This window comes from Mycolicibacterium aurum, assembly GCF_900637195.1.
Taxonomy (GTDB): domain Bacteria; phylum Actinomycetota; class Actinomycetes; order Mycobacteriales; family Mycobacteriaceae; genus Mycobacterium; species Mycobacterium aurum.
The window spans coordinates 4,915,624-4,928,814 of the sequence record NZ_LR134356.1; the positions used below are offsets into that span (position 1 = coordinate 4,915,624).

At 66.5% G+C, this 13,191-nt stretch carries 14 protein-coding genes; 8 read left to right on the forward strand and 6 right to left on the reverse strand.

Annotated features, from left to right (window positions below; all coding sequences use genetic code 11):
- The first annotated feature begins 143 nt into the window (after positions 1-143).
- From EL337_RS23165 to EL337_RS23175, 3 genes are read left to right on the forward strand one after another with little or no spacing between them, the layout of a single operon-like run.
- Entirely contained in the window at positions 144-1,361 is a 1,218-nt protein-coding gene (locus EL337_RS23165; protein WP_048632749.1) for an acetyl-CoA acetyltransferase, read from the forward strand.
- Positions 1,358-2,893: a carotenoid oxygenase family protein gene (locus tag EL337_RS23170; RefSeq protein WP_048632748.1), complete on the forward strand. Its 1,536-nt coding sequence runs from the start codon at positions 1,358-1,360 to the stop codon at positions 2,891-2,893. Before EL337_RS23165 ends, EL337_RS23170 begins: the two co-directional genes overlap by 4 nt.
- Before the next feature lie 30 nt (positions 2,894-2,923).
- Positions 2,924-3,778 (forward strand): winged helix-turn-helix transcriptional regulator, encoded by an 855-nt coding sequence (locus EL337_RS23175; RefSeq protein ID WP_048632955.1) that lies wholly within the window; start codon positions 2,924-2,926, stop codon positions 3,776-3,778.
- A 2-nt stretch (positions 3,779-3,780) separates the two neighbouring features.
- On the opposite strand, the gene EL337_RS23180 is transcribed toward EL337_RS23175, so the two are convergent.
- Complete coding sequence (locus tag EL337_RS23180) at positions 3,781-5,034, reverse strand: GGDEF domain-containing protein (RefSeq protein WP_048632747.1); 1,254 nt, start codon at positions 5,032-5,034, stop codon at positions 3,781-3,783.
- 252 nt (positions 5,035-5,286) lie between these two features.
- Here EL337_RS23180 and EL337_RS23185 point away from each other — a divergent pair, with 252 nt between their 5' ends.
- Positions 5,287-5,736 carry an Hsp20/alpha crystallin family protein gene (locus EL337_RS23185; protein ID WP_048632746.1) on the forward strand — a complete coding sequence of 150 codons (450 nt, stop codon included), beginning with the start codon at positions 5,287-5,289 and terminating at the stop codon, positions 5,734-5,736.
- Positions 5,737-5,746: 10 nt separating this feature from the next.
- Here the strand turns inward: EL337_RS23185 and EL337_RS23190 are convergent, their stop codons facing one another.
- On the reverse strand, positions 5,747-6,343 hold the full coding sequence (locus EL337_RS23190) for a GNAT family N-acetyltransferase (RefSeq protein ID WP_048632745.1): 597 nt from the start codon (positions 6,341-6,343) through the stop codon (positions 5,747-5,749).
- Positions 6,340-6,771, reverse strand: a complete 432-nt coding sequence (locus tag EL337_RS23195; protein WP_048632744.1) for a hypothetical protein — start codon at positions 6,769-6,771, stop codon at positions 6,340-6,342. The genes EL337_RS23190 and EL337_RS23195 overlap by 4 nt, the downstream gene beginning before the upstream one ends.
- 25 nt (positions 6,772-6,796) lie before the next feature.
- Between EL337_RS23195 and EL337_RS23200 the strand changes: the two genes are divergently transcribed.
- Positions 6,797-7,243: a cupin domain-containing protein gene (locus EL337_RS23200; protein ID WP_048632743.1), complete on the forward strand. Its 447-nt coding sequence runs from the start codon at positions 6,797-6,799 to the stop codon at positions 7,241-7,243.
- Here EL337_RS23200 and EL337_RS23205 read toward each other — a convergent pair.
- Positions 7,233-7,997: a 3-keto-5-aminohexanoate cleavage protein gene (locus EL337_RS23205; RefSeq protein ID WP_048632954.1), complete on the reverse strand. Its 765-nt coding sequence runs from the start codon at positions 7,995-7,997 to the stop codon at positions 7,233-7,235. The genes EL337_RS23200 and EL337_RS23205 overlap by 11 nt on opposite strands.
- A gap of 151 nt (positions 7,998-8,148) precedes the next feature.
- Between EL337_RS23205 and EL337_RS23210 the strand changes: the two genes are divergently transcribed.
- Entirely contained in the window at positions 8,149-9,090 is a 942-nt protein-coding gene (locus EL337_RS23210) for a cyclopropane mycolic acid synthase family methyltransferase (RefSeq protein ID WP_048632742.1), read from the forward strand.
- A gap of 97 nt (positions 9,091-9,187) precedes the next feature.
- Complete coding sequence (locus tag EL337_RS23215) at positions 9,188-10,081, forward strand: cyclopropane mycolic acid synthase family methyltransferase (RefSeq protein ID WP_048632741.1); 894 nt, start codon at positions 9,188-9,190, stop codon at positions 10,079-10,081.
- Positions 10,082-10,097: 16 nt separating this feature from the next.
- On the opposite strand, the gene EL337_RS23220 is transcribed toward EL337_RS23215, so the two are convergent.
- Positions 10,098-11,348 carry a KasA/KasB family beta-ketoacyl-ACP synthase gene (locus EL337_RS23220; protein WP_048632740.1) on the reverse strand — a complete coding sequence of 417 codons (1,251 nt, stop codon included), beginning with the start codon at positions 11,346-11,348 and terminating at the stop codon, positions 10,098-10,100.
- Between the two features lie 95 nt (positions 11,349-11,443).
- On the opposite strand from EL337_RS23220, the gene EL337_RS23225 reads away from it, so the two are divergent.
- Positions 11,444-11,659: a hypervirulence associated TUDOR domain-containing protein gene (locus tag EL337_RS23225; protein WP_048632739.1), complete on the forward strand. Its 216-nt coding sequence runs from the start codon at positions 11,444-11,446 to the stop codon at positions 11,657-11,659.
- A 79-nt stretch (positions 11,660-11,738) separates the two neighbouring features.
- Here the strand turns inward: EL337_RS23225 and EL337_RS23230 are convergent, their stop codons facing one another.
- The gene (locus EL337_RS23230) at positions 11,739-13,163 is read right to left on the reverse strand and encodes an aldehyde dehydrogenase family protein (RefSeq protein WP_048632738.1); all 1,425 of its coding nucleotides are present in this window, start codon (positions 13,161-13,163) and stop codon (positions 11,739-11,741) included.
- Positions 13,164-13,191: the final 28 nt, after the last annotated feature.

Genomic DNA, 13,191 nt, shown 5'->3' on the forward strand with positions numbered 1-13,191 from the left:
TTGCGTGGGCTGTGAGTGGGCATGCCTCGGCGGAGACAGGGACGACGGTCGACCGTGGCTCCTGTCAGGTCTCGTCGGTTCAGAATACGTGCCGACGAGACCGCCTTACCCAGTCACTCTGTTAGTTGTAGTACGGTGCCGATGTGGGCTCGTCGGACGTATGGATCCTCGGTGGGTATCAGAGCGACTTCGCGCGCAACTTCGACCGGGAGTCGCGAGACTTCGCCGGCCTGACCGCCGAAATCGTCGACTCCACCTTGGATGCCGCGTGCCTCGACGCCGCGGACATCGGTGTCGTCCACGTCGCCAACGCGTTCGGTGAACTGTTCGCCCGCCAGGGGCACCTGGGGGCGATGCCCGCCACGGTGAACGACGGTCTCTGGGGAACCCCGGCCGTCCGCCACGAGGCGGCATGCGCGTCGGGGAGCGCCGCGGCGCTGGCGGCCATCGCCGATCTGCGCTCCGGCGCGTACGACACCGCGCTCGTGGTCGGGTTGGAACTCGAGAAGACCGTGCCCGGCGACACCGCGACGGCGATTCTGGGGACCGCGGCCTGGACCGGGCACGAAGGCCAAGATGCGAAGTACATGTGGCCGCACATGTTCGACGCGGTCGCCGACGAGTACGACCGCCGGTACGGGCTGGACGAACAGCATCTGCGCGCCATCGCCGCACTGAACTTCGCCAACGCCAAGGCCAATCCGCGCGCACAGACCCGCACGTGGTCGATACCCTTGCCGCTGCGCGCCGACGACGACACGAATCCTGTCATCGAGGGCAGGCTGCGCCGATTCGATTGCAGCCAGATCACCGACGGCGGCGCGGGGGTCGTCCTGGTCAGCGACGCCTGGCTGACCGACCATCCCTCCGCACGGCCACTCGGACGGATCGACGGCTGGGGACACCGCACCGTCGGACTCGGCCTGCGGCACAAGCTGGATCGCTCCGCACGCGATCCGTACATCGTTCCGCACGTGCGCGCCGCCGTGCTCGACGCCTTCGACCGGGCCAGGGTGACCCTCGACGACGTCGACGGCTTCGAGGTACACGACTGCTTCACCCCGAGCGAATACCTGGCCATCGACCACATCGGGCTCACCGCACCCGGCGAGTCGTGGAAGGCGATCGAGCAGGGCGAGATCGAGCTCGGCGGCCGGCTGCCGATCAATCCGAGCGGAGGCCTGATCGGCGGCGGGCATCCCGTCGGCGCGACAGGGGTCAGAATGCTGCTGGACGCGGCTCGCCAGGTCAGCGGCACCGCTGGTGACTACCAGGTCGACGACGCCAGGACGTTCGGCACCGTGAACTTCGGTGGCAGCACCGCCACCACCGTCAGCTTCGTCGTCGGGAGGACACCATGACAGCCATCCACCCCGAGATCGTCGGCAAGTTCCTGTCGACCCTTCCCGACGATGACGACCACCCCTACCGCACCGGTCCGTGGCGCCCCCAGACCAACGAGTGGGACGCCGACGACCTGACCGTGGTCGAAGGCCACATCCCGCACGATCTGGACGGCGTCTATCTGCGCAACACCGAGAACCCCCTGCACCCGGCGTTGAAGTACTACCACCCGTTCGATGGCGACGGGATGCTGCACATCGTCGGCTTTCGGGACGGAAAAGCCTTCTACCGCAACAGGTTCGTCCGTACCGATGGCCTCACCGAGGAGAACGACGCCGGCGGGCCGCTGTGGCCGGGCATCGCCGAACCGATCGAGCTGGCCCGGCGCGACCACGGATGGGGCGCCAGGACGCTGATGAAGGACGCGTCGTCCACCGATGTCATCGTGCATCGCGGTGTCGCGCTGACCAGCCACTACCAGTGCGGTGACCTCTACCGGATCGACCCGTGCACGGGTGCCGATCTGGGCAAGGAGGACTTCAACGGCGGATTCCCCACCGACTGGGGGGTGTCGGCGCATCCGAAAGTGGACGACAGCACCGGCGAGCTGATGTTCTTCAGCTACAGCAAGCAGGCCCCGCACCTGCGCTACGGCGTGGTGAGCGACGCCGGCGACGTGGTGCACAGTGTCGACGTCCCGCTGCCGGGGCCGCGGCTACCGCACGACATGGCGTTCACCGAGAACTACGTCATCCTCAACGACTTTCCGCTGTTCTGGGATGCCGGGCTTCTCGAACACAACGTGCACCTGCCGAGGTTCCACCGGGACCTGCCCTCCCGGTTCGCGGTCGTCCCGCGGCGCGGGGACACCTCCCAGATCATGTGGTTCGAGGCCGACCCCACCTACGTGCTGCACTTCCCCAATGCCTACGAGGACGGCGACGAGATCGTGGTCGACGGGTTCTTCCAAGGAGACCCCGAGCCCACCGACGGAGTCGACAACGGCATGAGCCGCAAGTGGCGCCAGATCTTCCGCAGCCTGTCCCTGGACGGCATGCAGACGCGACTGCACCGCTGGCGGTTCAACATCAAGACCGGCGGGGTGCGCGAAGAGCAGCTCTCCGACAGCCTCAGCGAATTCGGCATGATCAACCCCGCCTACGCCGGCCGCCCCTATCGCTACACCTACGCCGCCACCGGGAAGCCCGGCTGGTTCCTGTTCGACGGATTGCTCAAGCACGACCTGCACACCGGCACCGAACAGCGATACGCGTTCGGGGACGGCGTCTTCGGCAGCGAGACCGCGATGGCGGCCCGCGTGGGCAGCTCGGCGGAAGACGACGGCTACCTCGTCACGCTGACCACCGACATGACCGCCGACGCGTCGTACTGCCTGGTCTTCGACGCTGCCCGGGTCGAAGACGGCCCGGTGTGCAAACTGGCTCTGCCCGAACGTATCTCGAGCGGCACCCACTCCACGTGGGCGGCAGGCGCGGAGCTGCCCCACTGGCGCCGGGACGACTCCGCCGCCGGCGCGATCGGACTGTAGTTGCCGGTCGAGCCCAACGCCGTCGCCCGCATGCTGGGGCTGCTCGGTGACGAGTGGACCCTTCTCATCGTCCAGCGTGCCTTGCTCGGCGCCCGGCGCTACGGCGATTTCGTCGCCGCCCTCCCGGTGTCGCACGCCGTGCTGTCGCATCGGCTGTCCTCGCTGACCTCCGACGAGTTGCTGGTTCGCCGTGAATACCAGACCAATCCGCCTCGCTCGGAATACCTGGTGACGCCGAAGGGCCGCTCGCTGTGGCCGATGCTGACGTCCATCTGGGAATGGGAACGCCGCTGGGTTCCGGATCACACCGAAGCCCTGCCCTCGATGACCCACGGGGAGTGCGGTAACGAGTTCGCGCCTGCAGTCACGTGCCGGGCCTGCACAGGCCTCGTGGGTGACAAAGACCTTGCGGCGCAATGGGGCCCGAGCGGATCGTGGGCGCGCTCCATCCCGTCGGGCTCCAATCGCCGGCGGTCCGGCGGCCGGCGCTCGGGTGCCGGCGTGCTGTTCCCGCAGACGATGAGCGTCATGGGCGACCGGTGGGCGTTCGCCCTGCTGGTGGCCGCATTCGTCGGCGCCAGCCGCTTCACCGACTTCCACTCCCAGCTCGGCGCACCACCGGCGACCATCGCGGGTCGCCTCACGGTGTTCACCGGTGAGGGCATCCTCGCCAACAGCGACGGGCGGTATCGGCTGACCGAGAAGGGTCGAGCTTTCTTCCCGGTGCTGCTCTGCGCACTGGAGTGGGCGCAACGCTGGTTCCAGGCATCCGAGGGTCCCGCGGTGATCCTGACGCACACCGAGTGTGGTCGACAGTTCGCACCCGTGCTGATCTGCGATCAGTGCCGCGAGCCACTGCGCGGCGCCCGGATCCAGCCCAGCTGACATCAGCGGGGACGCGCCTTGTGCCGGTACATCTCGGCGTCGGCGGCGCGCAACAGCGCATCGACATCGTCGGTGGCCTCACAGGCATAGCCGACCGACGCAGCCAGCGTCACCGGCGTGGTGTCGGTGTCGTACGCGCCCGAAAGCGCATCAACGACCGTCCGGCACAGTTCGGGCAGCGCTGTCGAGCCCTGCGCCGAGGGGGCCACCACCACGAACTCGTCGCCGCCCAGGCGGTAGGCGGTGTTGGGCGGTTCGATCAACTGCGCGAGCCGCTGCGCCGCGGCCACCAGCACGGCATCGCCTGCAGCGTGCCCGTGTGTGTCGTTGACCAGTTTGAAGCCGTCGAGGTCGATGAAGATCAGGCCGAGCGGGATGTCGGGTGTGGCTGCGTGATGACGTGTCACGCAGTCGACCAGCGCGCGCCTGTTGAACAGACCGGTGAGCTGATCGGTCACCGCCAAGCGGGCCAGCTCGGCTTCGGCTTCCTTGCGCGCGGTGATGTCCTGGAACTGGGCGACTGCCACATCCTGGTCGCCATGTGCGTCCGGCACCAGAACGAAGTCGCGCTGCAGCCACACCGAAGTCCCGTCCGCCCGCAGGTACTGCCGTTCCGAGGACAGGTGCGTCGCCGAGCCGTCCAACAGCGCGGCGAACTGAGCATCTCCTGTCGCGCGAGCGTCGGGGTGCACGAACCGCCGGAAGTCGACGCCGATGAGATCCTGTTGCGTGCAGCGCAGCAATCGACAGATGGCCGGGTTCGCATGCAGCACAACGCCCGACCTGTCGACCACCACCTTCCCGATCGGCGCATGCTCCATGCTGATGTGGAACAGGCGCAGGGCGTCGTCGCGCGCACGTTCGGCTTCGACGCGCCGGGTGACGTCGGTGACCTGCGCATAGAACCCGAGCACCTCGCCGTCGACGATGTCGGGGATGTAGGACGCCTGCGTGTAGCGGGTCGTCCCTTGTTGATCGACCAGCGTGCGTTCGAACAGCTGCTCCTGTCCCCTCAGCACGCGCTCGATGTAGGGCAGGTTGAGCGCATATATCTGCTCACCCAGCACCTCCCGAATGTGGCGTCCCCTGATCTGGCCGGGTGTCATCCCGAAGTAGTCGACGTAGGCAGCGTTGGCGATCACGTTGCGGCAGTCACTGTCCCAGTAACCGATCAGCGCCGGGAGGCTGTCGATGAGTACCCGTAGCCGGCGCGTCTCGCCCACCAGCCTGTCGTCCACGCCTTCGCTGTCACTCACGTGAGTCCCCGTCCGTCCACCCGCCGATCGGCGTGACTTCACCGGCACCTCTGGTTCTACCGCCTGACGGCGCGCAGCGCGCGGGTCTGTGTACCCCTTCACGCCGGAGCGTCACCGTGATGTCACCGCCGCCGAAAAAACATAGATGAAAATCTGGCACTCTCCCCCATCGAGTGCTAATCTCGCTGGTGCACAGTGATTTGGTCGCCCGCCAGGGTGGCGGGCTCTGGACGACGTAGGAGGTGGATTACTGTGCTTCGTTTCGATCCGTTCAGCGATATCGATGCTCTCACCCGTGGCCTGCTGACAAGTCAGACCGGTTCAAACCGCACTCCTCGGTTCATGCCGATGGATCTCTGCAAGATCGACGACCACTACGTGCTGACCGCCGACCTGCCCGGTGTCGACCCCGGCTCGGTCGACGTCGACGTCGACAACGGCACGCTGACCATCTCGGCACACCGCACCGCAAGGTCGGACGAATCAGCCCAGTGGCTCGCCAACGAGAGGTTCTTCGGTAAGTACCGTAGACAGCTGTCCCTCGGCGAAGGCGTTGACACCGCAGCGATCTCGGCAACCTACGAGAACGGCGTCCTGACGGTGACGATCCCCGTCGCCGAGCGGGCCAAGCCACGCAGAATCGAGATCAGCCATACCGGGGCCAAGACCTCGATCGGAACAACCACGGTCGACGCCGAATAGCCTCGGCCGGTCAGCCGTTGCGGTCCAGTCGGAACAGCAGATTGGACCGCACGGCCGGCCATTCGATGTCGAGAATCGAGTACACAACGGTGTCGCGTCGCGACCCGTCGGGCAGCAGTTGGTGACTGCGCAGCACACCGTCGAGCTTTGCGCCGAGCCGCTCGATCGCCGCCCGGCTCGCCGCGTTGAAGAAATGCGTTCGGAATTCGACTGCGATGCAACCCAACTCACCGAAAGCGTGGCCCAGCATCAGGAGCTTGCACTCGGTGTTGACCGCGGTACGCCGCGCGGCGGCGACGTACCACGTGTTCCCGATCTCCAGCCTACGATTGGGTCCGTCGACGTTGAGGTAGCTCGACGAACCGACGATGGATCCGTCGCGCGCTCGCGCCACGAACGTCAAACCGGTATCCGGCGCCTGCACGGACAGCCGCATGTCGACCCACTCCGCGGCGGCGCCGGCCTTCGGTGCGGCAGTGAACCACAGCCGACCCAACTCACCATCGGCCGCTGCGGCTTCGATCTCCGGAAGATGTTCGCGGGTAAGCGGTTCCAACGTGACCCGGTGGTCACCGGACAGGATGACGGGCTCGACGAAACCGCTCACAACGCCCTGCGCGTCGATGCCCAGGCGGCCAGCATGGTCCACACCGACAGCAGCACCGCGACCAGCGCAACCGAGCCCCCGACATAGAGGCCGTATCCGGCCGACACCGGCGGGTACACGTACAGCCGGTAGTACCAGACGGCCAGCACCACGAGTACGACCGAGATCGCCAGCGCTGTGGTCGATGCCATCCGGCCCGAGATGTTGCGTGCCGACATCGCTCCGGCGACGACCAAACTGGACGCCAGCAACACCACCAGTTGGCCGACCCCGAATCCGGGCGGGGGTACCGGCATGGCGCCCGCGACGCCGCCGATCGCGTTCGCCCGTCCCCCACCCTCGGCCACCGTCAGCCAAGGCAACCAGGCGCTCACCGCGATCACCAACGCACACAGCGCGACGAGCCACCCTGGACGCGCGCGAGCCATGCGAGAAGACTACTAAAGTGAGCCGATGAGCGATCTCCCTGAATGGGCGCGTCGTCTGGACCTTTCCCCACATCCCGAAGGCGGCTGGTTTCGGGAGACGTGGCGGAGCGAGCTGACGGTTCCACAATCGGTGCTCCCGCCGGATTATTCGGGGAGCCGCAACGCCGGGACCGCGATTCTGTTCCTGCTCATGCCGGGCCAGCAGAGCGCCTGGCACACGGTGCGCAGCGCGGAGCTGTGGCTGTACCACTCCGGTGGACCCCTGCTGCTCGAGGTGGGCCCCGACCAGGAGACCGCGACCACGCACCTGCTCGGCGCCGACATCGTGGCCGGCGAGAGCCCGCAGTTCGTCGTCCCGCCGGGACACTGGCAGCGGGCCCGGCCCCGCGACGAGCACCCCTGTCTGGTGAGCTGCGTCGTGGTCCCGGGGTTCGACTTCGCCGACTTCGCGCTCGGCGCGCCTACCGACTGAGCAGATCCACCGCGGCGGCGACCAGCGCCGCATTCCCCGGCGCGACGGACCCGTCCGGCAGTGCCAGGGTGTCCTCCATCCCGATCCGGGTCTGCACCCCGCGCACTCCCGCGTGCTGCAAGAGCGGCCAACAACTTTCGTCGAGTCCGTGCAACAGGACAGGCGCGGGCGAACCCGCCGCGGTCACGAGCGCGATCAGCTCGTCCGCGGTCTCGACGTCCCCATCGGCCCCCAGCTCGATCATCACCCTCATGCAGTGCGGCGCGATGTCGGAGGCGGCTGCCCATGACTGCGCCGCTTCGGCGTAAAAGATGCCGACCTCGACACCGAGACCGCGGCTGAGCAACAGCCGGGCCAACTCCGGCGAGCCGGGCTCGTGCCAGTTCAGTGACGCGAAGTCCGGTAGCACGGTCCAGCTCTCCACAGCGCGCAGTCGCTGGGCCGCGTCGGGCAGTGCCCAGAACCCCGTCGTGACACCGAGCGGAAGCCCGGGCACAGCGTGACGGACGGCCGCGACGGCGGCATCCACCTCGCCGGGCAGCAGGGAGTCCACGCCGTCCGCGTTCTTGGGATGCATGTGCACAGCCCTGGCACCGGCACCGTGCGCAGCCACGGCCTCGGCCGCCAACTGCTCCGGCGTGACCGGGAGATGAGGATGCTGGTCGGGCGTTCGAGCGCCGTTGATGCACGCCTTGACGTAGATCTTGGGGGCTCTGTCATCGGGGGCGTTGGTGGGTTCGGAGCTGCCGGACATGTCCACCATCTTGGCCCTCATGGGCGTGGGGTGCTGATCGGGATTCCGGGGCCGCGTAGATTCACACGCGAACCGTTTCACGTTCCTCTAGCGGGGTAGTAGAGAACCAGCGCCCTGCCGGGCGTGATTTTCCGTGCCGACAGGATGGCCTATGTCGAACATTTCAAGTAACCCGAAGTCCGAGACCGCCGAATCCGCGTGGTTGTCGAAATCCGCCTCGCAGACCCGCGGATCGGACAAGAAGGAAGTTCAGTTCCACTACGACATCTCCAACGATTTCTTCAAGCTGTGGCAGGACCCGAGCCAGACCTACAGCTGCGCCTACTTCGAGAAGGACGACTACACCCTCGAGCAGGCTCAGCTGGCCAAAGTTGACCTGTCGCTGGGCAAGCTCGGCCTGGAGCCCGGCATGACGCTGCTCGACATCGGCTGCGGCTGGGGTTCGACCATCCAGCGCGCCGTCGAGAAGTACGACGTCAACGTCATCGGCCTCACCCTGTCGGAGAACCAGAAGCAGCACATCGAGCAGAACCGGTTCCCGAACATCAAGACCGAGCGCAGCATGGAAGTGCGTCTGCAGCCCTGGGAAGATTTCGACGGCTCGAACACCCACGTCGACCGGATCGTGTCGATCGGCGCGTTCGAACACTTCGGCTTCAACAAGTACGACGACTACTTCAAGAAGACCTTCAGCTGGCTGCCCGACGACGGTGTGCAGATGCTGCACACGATCATCATCCCCAGCGATGAAGAGATCAAAGCCAAGAAACTGCCCCTGACCATGTCGAAGGTGCGTTTCATCAAGTTCATCATGGACGAGATCTATCCCGGCGGACGTCTGCCGCTGGCCGCGCAGGTCACCGATTCCGCGACGCGCAACGGCTACACCGTCACCCGCGAGCAGCACCTGCAGCCGCACTACGTCAAGACGCTCGACACGTGGGCCCAGAACCTGCAGGACAAGAAGGACGAAGCCATCGCGATCACGTCCGAAGAGATCTACGAGCGGTTCTACAAGTACCTGGCCGGGTGCGCAGACCTCTTCCGCGACGGCTACACCGACGTCTTGCAGTTCACCTTGGAGAAGAAGTAACTGACGGCCGTGTAGTAATTTGGATACAGGCGTTGCCTGTTTTGTGAACGCGCGGAACGAGTTTCCGCGCGACAGTCGGGATGGAGGTCGGTCGGGGATGGCCGGGAGCAAGGTAGACCCACCGCAAGGCACGAACATGGAGCCTCATTTCGAAGAAGTGCAGGCGCATTACGACCTTTCGGATGACTTCTTCGGTCTGTTCCAGGATCCGTCGCGGACGTACAGCTGTGCGTACTACGAGCGCGAGGACATGACCCTCGCCGAGGCTCAGATGGCAAAGATCGATCTGTCGCTGGGCAAGCTCGACCTGCAGCCCGGCATGACGCTGCTCGATATCGGCTGCGGGTGGGGCTCAGTGCTCAAGCGCGCCGTCGAGAAGTACGACGTCAACGTCGTCGGGCTGACGCTGAGCCGGAACCAGCGCAAGTACGCCCAGGAGCTTCTCGACGGCGTCGACACCGACCGGTCGCGCCGCATCCTGCTGCGCGGCTGGGAGCAGTTCGACGAGCCGGTCGATCGCATCATCAGCATCGAGGCCATCGAGGCGTTCCCGCAGGAGCGCTACGGGCCGTTCTTCAAGATGTGCAGCAGCGCGCTGCCCAGCGGTGGGCGCATGCTCATCCAGGCGATCCTGGGCCATCCGCTGAAGAAGTGGCCCGAGATGGGCATTCCGATCGTGATGTCCGATCTGAAGTTCATGCGGTTCATCGCCAAGGAGATCTTCCCGGGCGGCTCGGTGCCGGGCGAGGACAACATCAAAGAGCTGTCCGCCGAAGCGGGCTTCACCCTGGAGAAGACGCAGTTCCTCAATCAGGACTACGTGCGGACGCTGGACACCTGGGCGGAGGCACTGGAGGCCCACCACGAGGAGGCCGTCGCGGCGACCTCCGAAGAGGTCTACCAGCGGTACATGAAGTACCTCACCGGCTGTAGCGACTTCTTCAACCGCGGTATCAGCGAGCTCGGGCAGTTCACCCTCGTCAAGGCGTGACGCGCGGCCTGGACTCTCAGGGCCGGCCGAACACCAGCGACACGTTGTGGCCGCCGAAGCCGAACGAGTTGTTGATCGCGTACTCGTAGTTGCCCGGACGGGGGCCGCCGGCGACCACGTCGAGGTGGATGTCGGGGTCCAGGTTCTTCAGGTTGCGCGTCGCGGGCACCACGCCGTCGCGCAACGCCAGCAGCGTCAGGATCGATTCCACCGCGCCCACCGCGCCGACGGAGTGGCCCAGCGCCGCCTTGGGCGCGAACACCGCGGGCGCGTGCGCGCCGAGGGCGTTGTTGATGGCCACGGATTCGGCGACGTCGCCCACGGTGGTACCGGTGGCGTGGGCGTTGATGTGGTCGATGTCGGACGGTGACAGGCCGGCCAGCTCGATCGCCCGCGTCATCGCGTGCCCGGCCCGCAGCCCGTTCGGGTCGGGTGCGACCATGTGGAAGCCGTCGGAGGTGATACTGGCGCCCATCAGACGGCCAAGGACGTTCGCGCCGCGCGCCTTGGCGTGCTCCTCGGTCTCGATCACCAGAAGCGCACCGGCTTCCCCGAACACGAATCCGTCGCGGTCCCTGTCGAACGGCCGACAGGCGCCAGCGGGGTCGTCGTTATTGGTCGACATCACGATGCGCATCTGGGCGAACCCGGCGATCGGTACCGCCTCGATCCTGGCTTCGACTCCCCCGCAGATCGCGATGTCGGCCTCGCCGAGGACGATGTGGCGCCACGCCTGGGCCAGACCTTCCGACCCGGACGCGCACGCCGATACGGGCGAGAGCACGCCGGCCTTGGCGCCTCGGTCCAGCGCGACCGCCGCGGACGGACCGCTGGGCGCGTACTGCTGGACCGCCGTCGGGTTGACCTCGTCGAGCTGGTCCGCGCGCAGGTGTTCGTAGGCGAACAGGAGTTCCTCGATACCGCCCATCCCGGTACCGATGGACACCGCCAACCGGCGCGGGTCCACGTCGGGCGCGCCCGCGTTCTCCCACACCCGCCTACCGAGTACGAGCGCCATCCGCTGGACGTAGGAGTTGTTCGTGTTCTCCTCGGGTGTGAGCTGCTCGTCGAACGTCTCCAGCAGGTGGCCCCCGATCCGGACCGGGAGGTCGAACTCGTCGATGAACGAGTCCTCGAGTGTCCGGATGCCGCTGCGCCCGTCCAGCAGGCCCTGCCATGTCGACTCAGCGTCCGTCCCGAGCGCCGTCGTCATGGCGGTTCCGGTCACCACCACGTTCGGGAACTTCCGGTTCCGCATCTTCGTCATCGTCACCCTCCGCGCAACTTCAGCGGTACTTACCCAACTATGACGATATTTCATCGCCACGAGTAGTGGATTCTCGCGCGGGTATGACGGCTGCCATGAGTGAGAGCAGCTTCCGCAAAGGCGACAAGGTGACGTGGCAAAGCCATGGCAGCACCGCTGAGGGCACCGTCGAGGAGAAGATCACCTCGGACACCGAGGCGGCCGGCCGTACGGTCCGGGCGTCCGAGGACGAGCCGCAATACCGTGTGCGCAGCGACAAGAGCGGCAACGACGCCGTGCACAAACCCGACGCGCTGAAAAAGAAGTCCTGACCGGCACAGCAAACCAGCGGTTTCGGGTAGTTGGCCAGCCGTGGGTTGACCAACTACACCGAAGTCGCGCCCTGGCGGTTCAGTCGGGGGCGTAGCCCAACGCGGCCTTGGTCTCCAGGTACTCGTCGAAGGCGAACTGACCCCACTCGCGGCCGTTGCCACTGCGCTTGTAGCCGCCGAACGGCGCGGCCATGTCGAAGCCGTGGTTGATGGCCACCGAGCCGGCGCGGATACGGCGGGCCACCGAGCGCGCCGTGTCCAGGTCGGCACCAGACACGTAACCGGCCAGGCCGTACTCCGTGTCGTTGGCGATCTCCAGCGCCTGATCGAGGTCGTCGTAGCCGAGGATGCACAGCACCGGCCCGAAGATCTCCTCGCGCGCGATCGTCATGTCGTTGGTGACGTTCGCGAACACCGTCGGCTTGACGAAGTAGCCCGCGTCGAGTCCGTCCGGACGACCGGTGCCCCCGACGGCCACGGTCGCGCCCTCGTCGATGCCTTTCTGGATCAGGCCCTGGATCTTGTCGTACTGGGCCTTCGAGGCGACAGGACCGATCGCCGTCTTGTCGTCGGCGACGCCGACCTTCACCGCCCCCGCCGTGTCGCGCGCAATGGCGATGGCCTCGTCCATGCGGGAATTGGGCACGAGCATGCGCGACGGCGCGTTACAGCTCTGGCCGCTGTTCATCATCATCACCGACGTCCCGGCTGCCACACTCTTGGCGAAGTCGTCGTCGTCGAGGACGATGTTGGGGCTCTTGCCGCCGAGCTCCTGCGTGACGCGCTTGACCGTCGCCGCCGCGTTCTTGGCGACCTCGACGCCCGCGCGGGTGGATCCGGTGAACGACACCATGTCGATATCGGGATGGCTGGACAGTGCCGCTCCCACGCCGGGCCCGTCGCCGTAGACAAGGTTGTACACGCCGGCGGGAACCCCTGCGGCGTCGATGATCTCGGTGAAGATCTGCGCCGAGTACGGCGCGACCTCAGAGGGCTTGAGCACCACCGTGCAACCGGTGGCCAGCGCCGGATAGACCTTGACGGCGATCTGGTTGATCGGCCAGTTCCAGGGAGTGATCAGCCCGCACACGCCGATCGGTTCCTTGACCACCAACGTGCTGCCGTGCTGCTCCTCGAACGAGAAGTTCTTCAGCACGTCGATGGCGGTGGCGAGGTGCCCGAGACCGAGGCCGACCTGCGGCCCCGCGGCCAGCGACGCCGGTGCGCCCATCTCGACGCTGACCGCGTCGGCCAGGTCGGAGGCACGCTTCTGGTACTCGGCCATGATGTTGCCGAGCACCTCGAGGCGTTCCTCGCGGGTGGATTGCGACCACGTGAAGAAGGCCTTCCGTGCCGCCTCCACCGCCTTGTCGACGTCGGCGGAACTGCCGATCGCGATCTGGCCGGAGACCTGCTCGGTGGTGGGGTCGTCGACGTCGAGGGACCTCTTCTCCACGGGGTCCACCCACTGGCCGTCGATGTAGAACTTCAGGTATTCACGCATGACTTCCACTCTCCCTCAGATGGCGCAC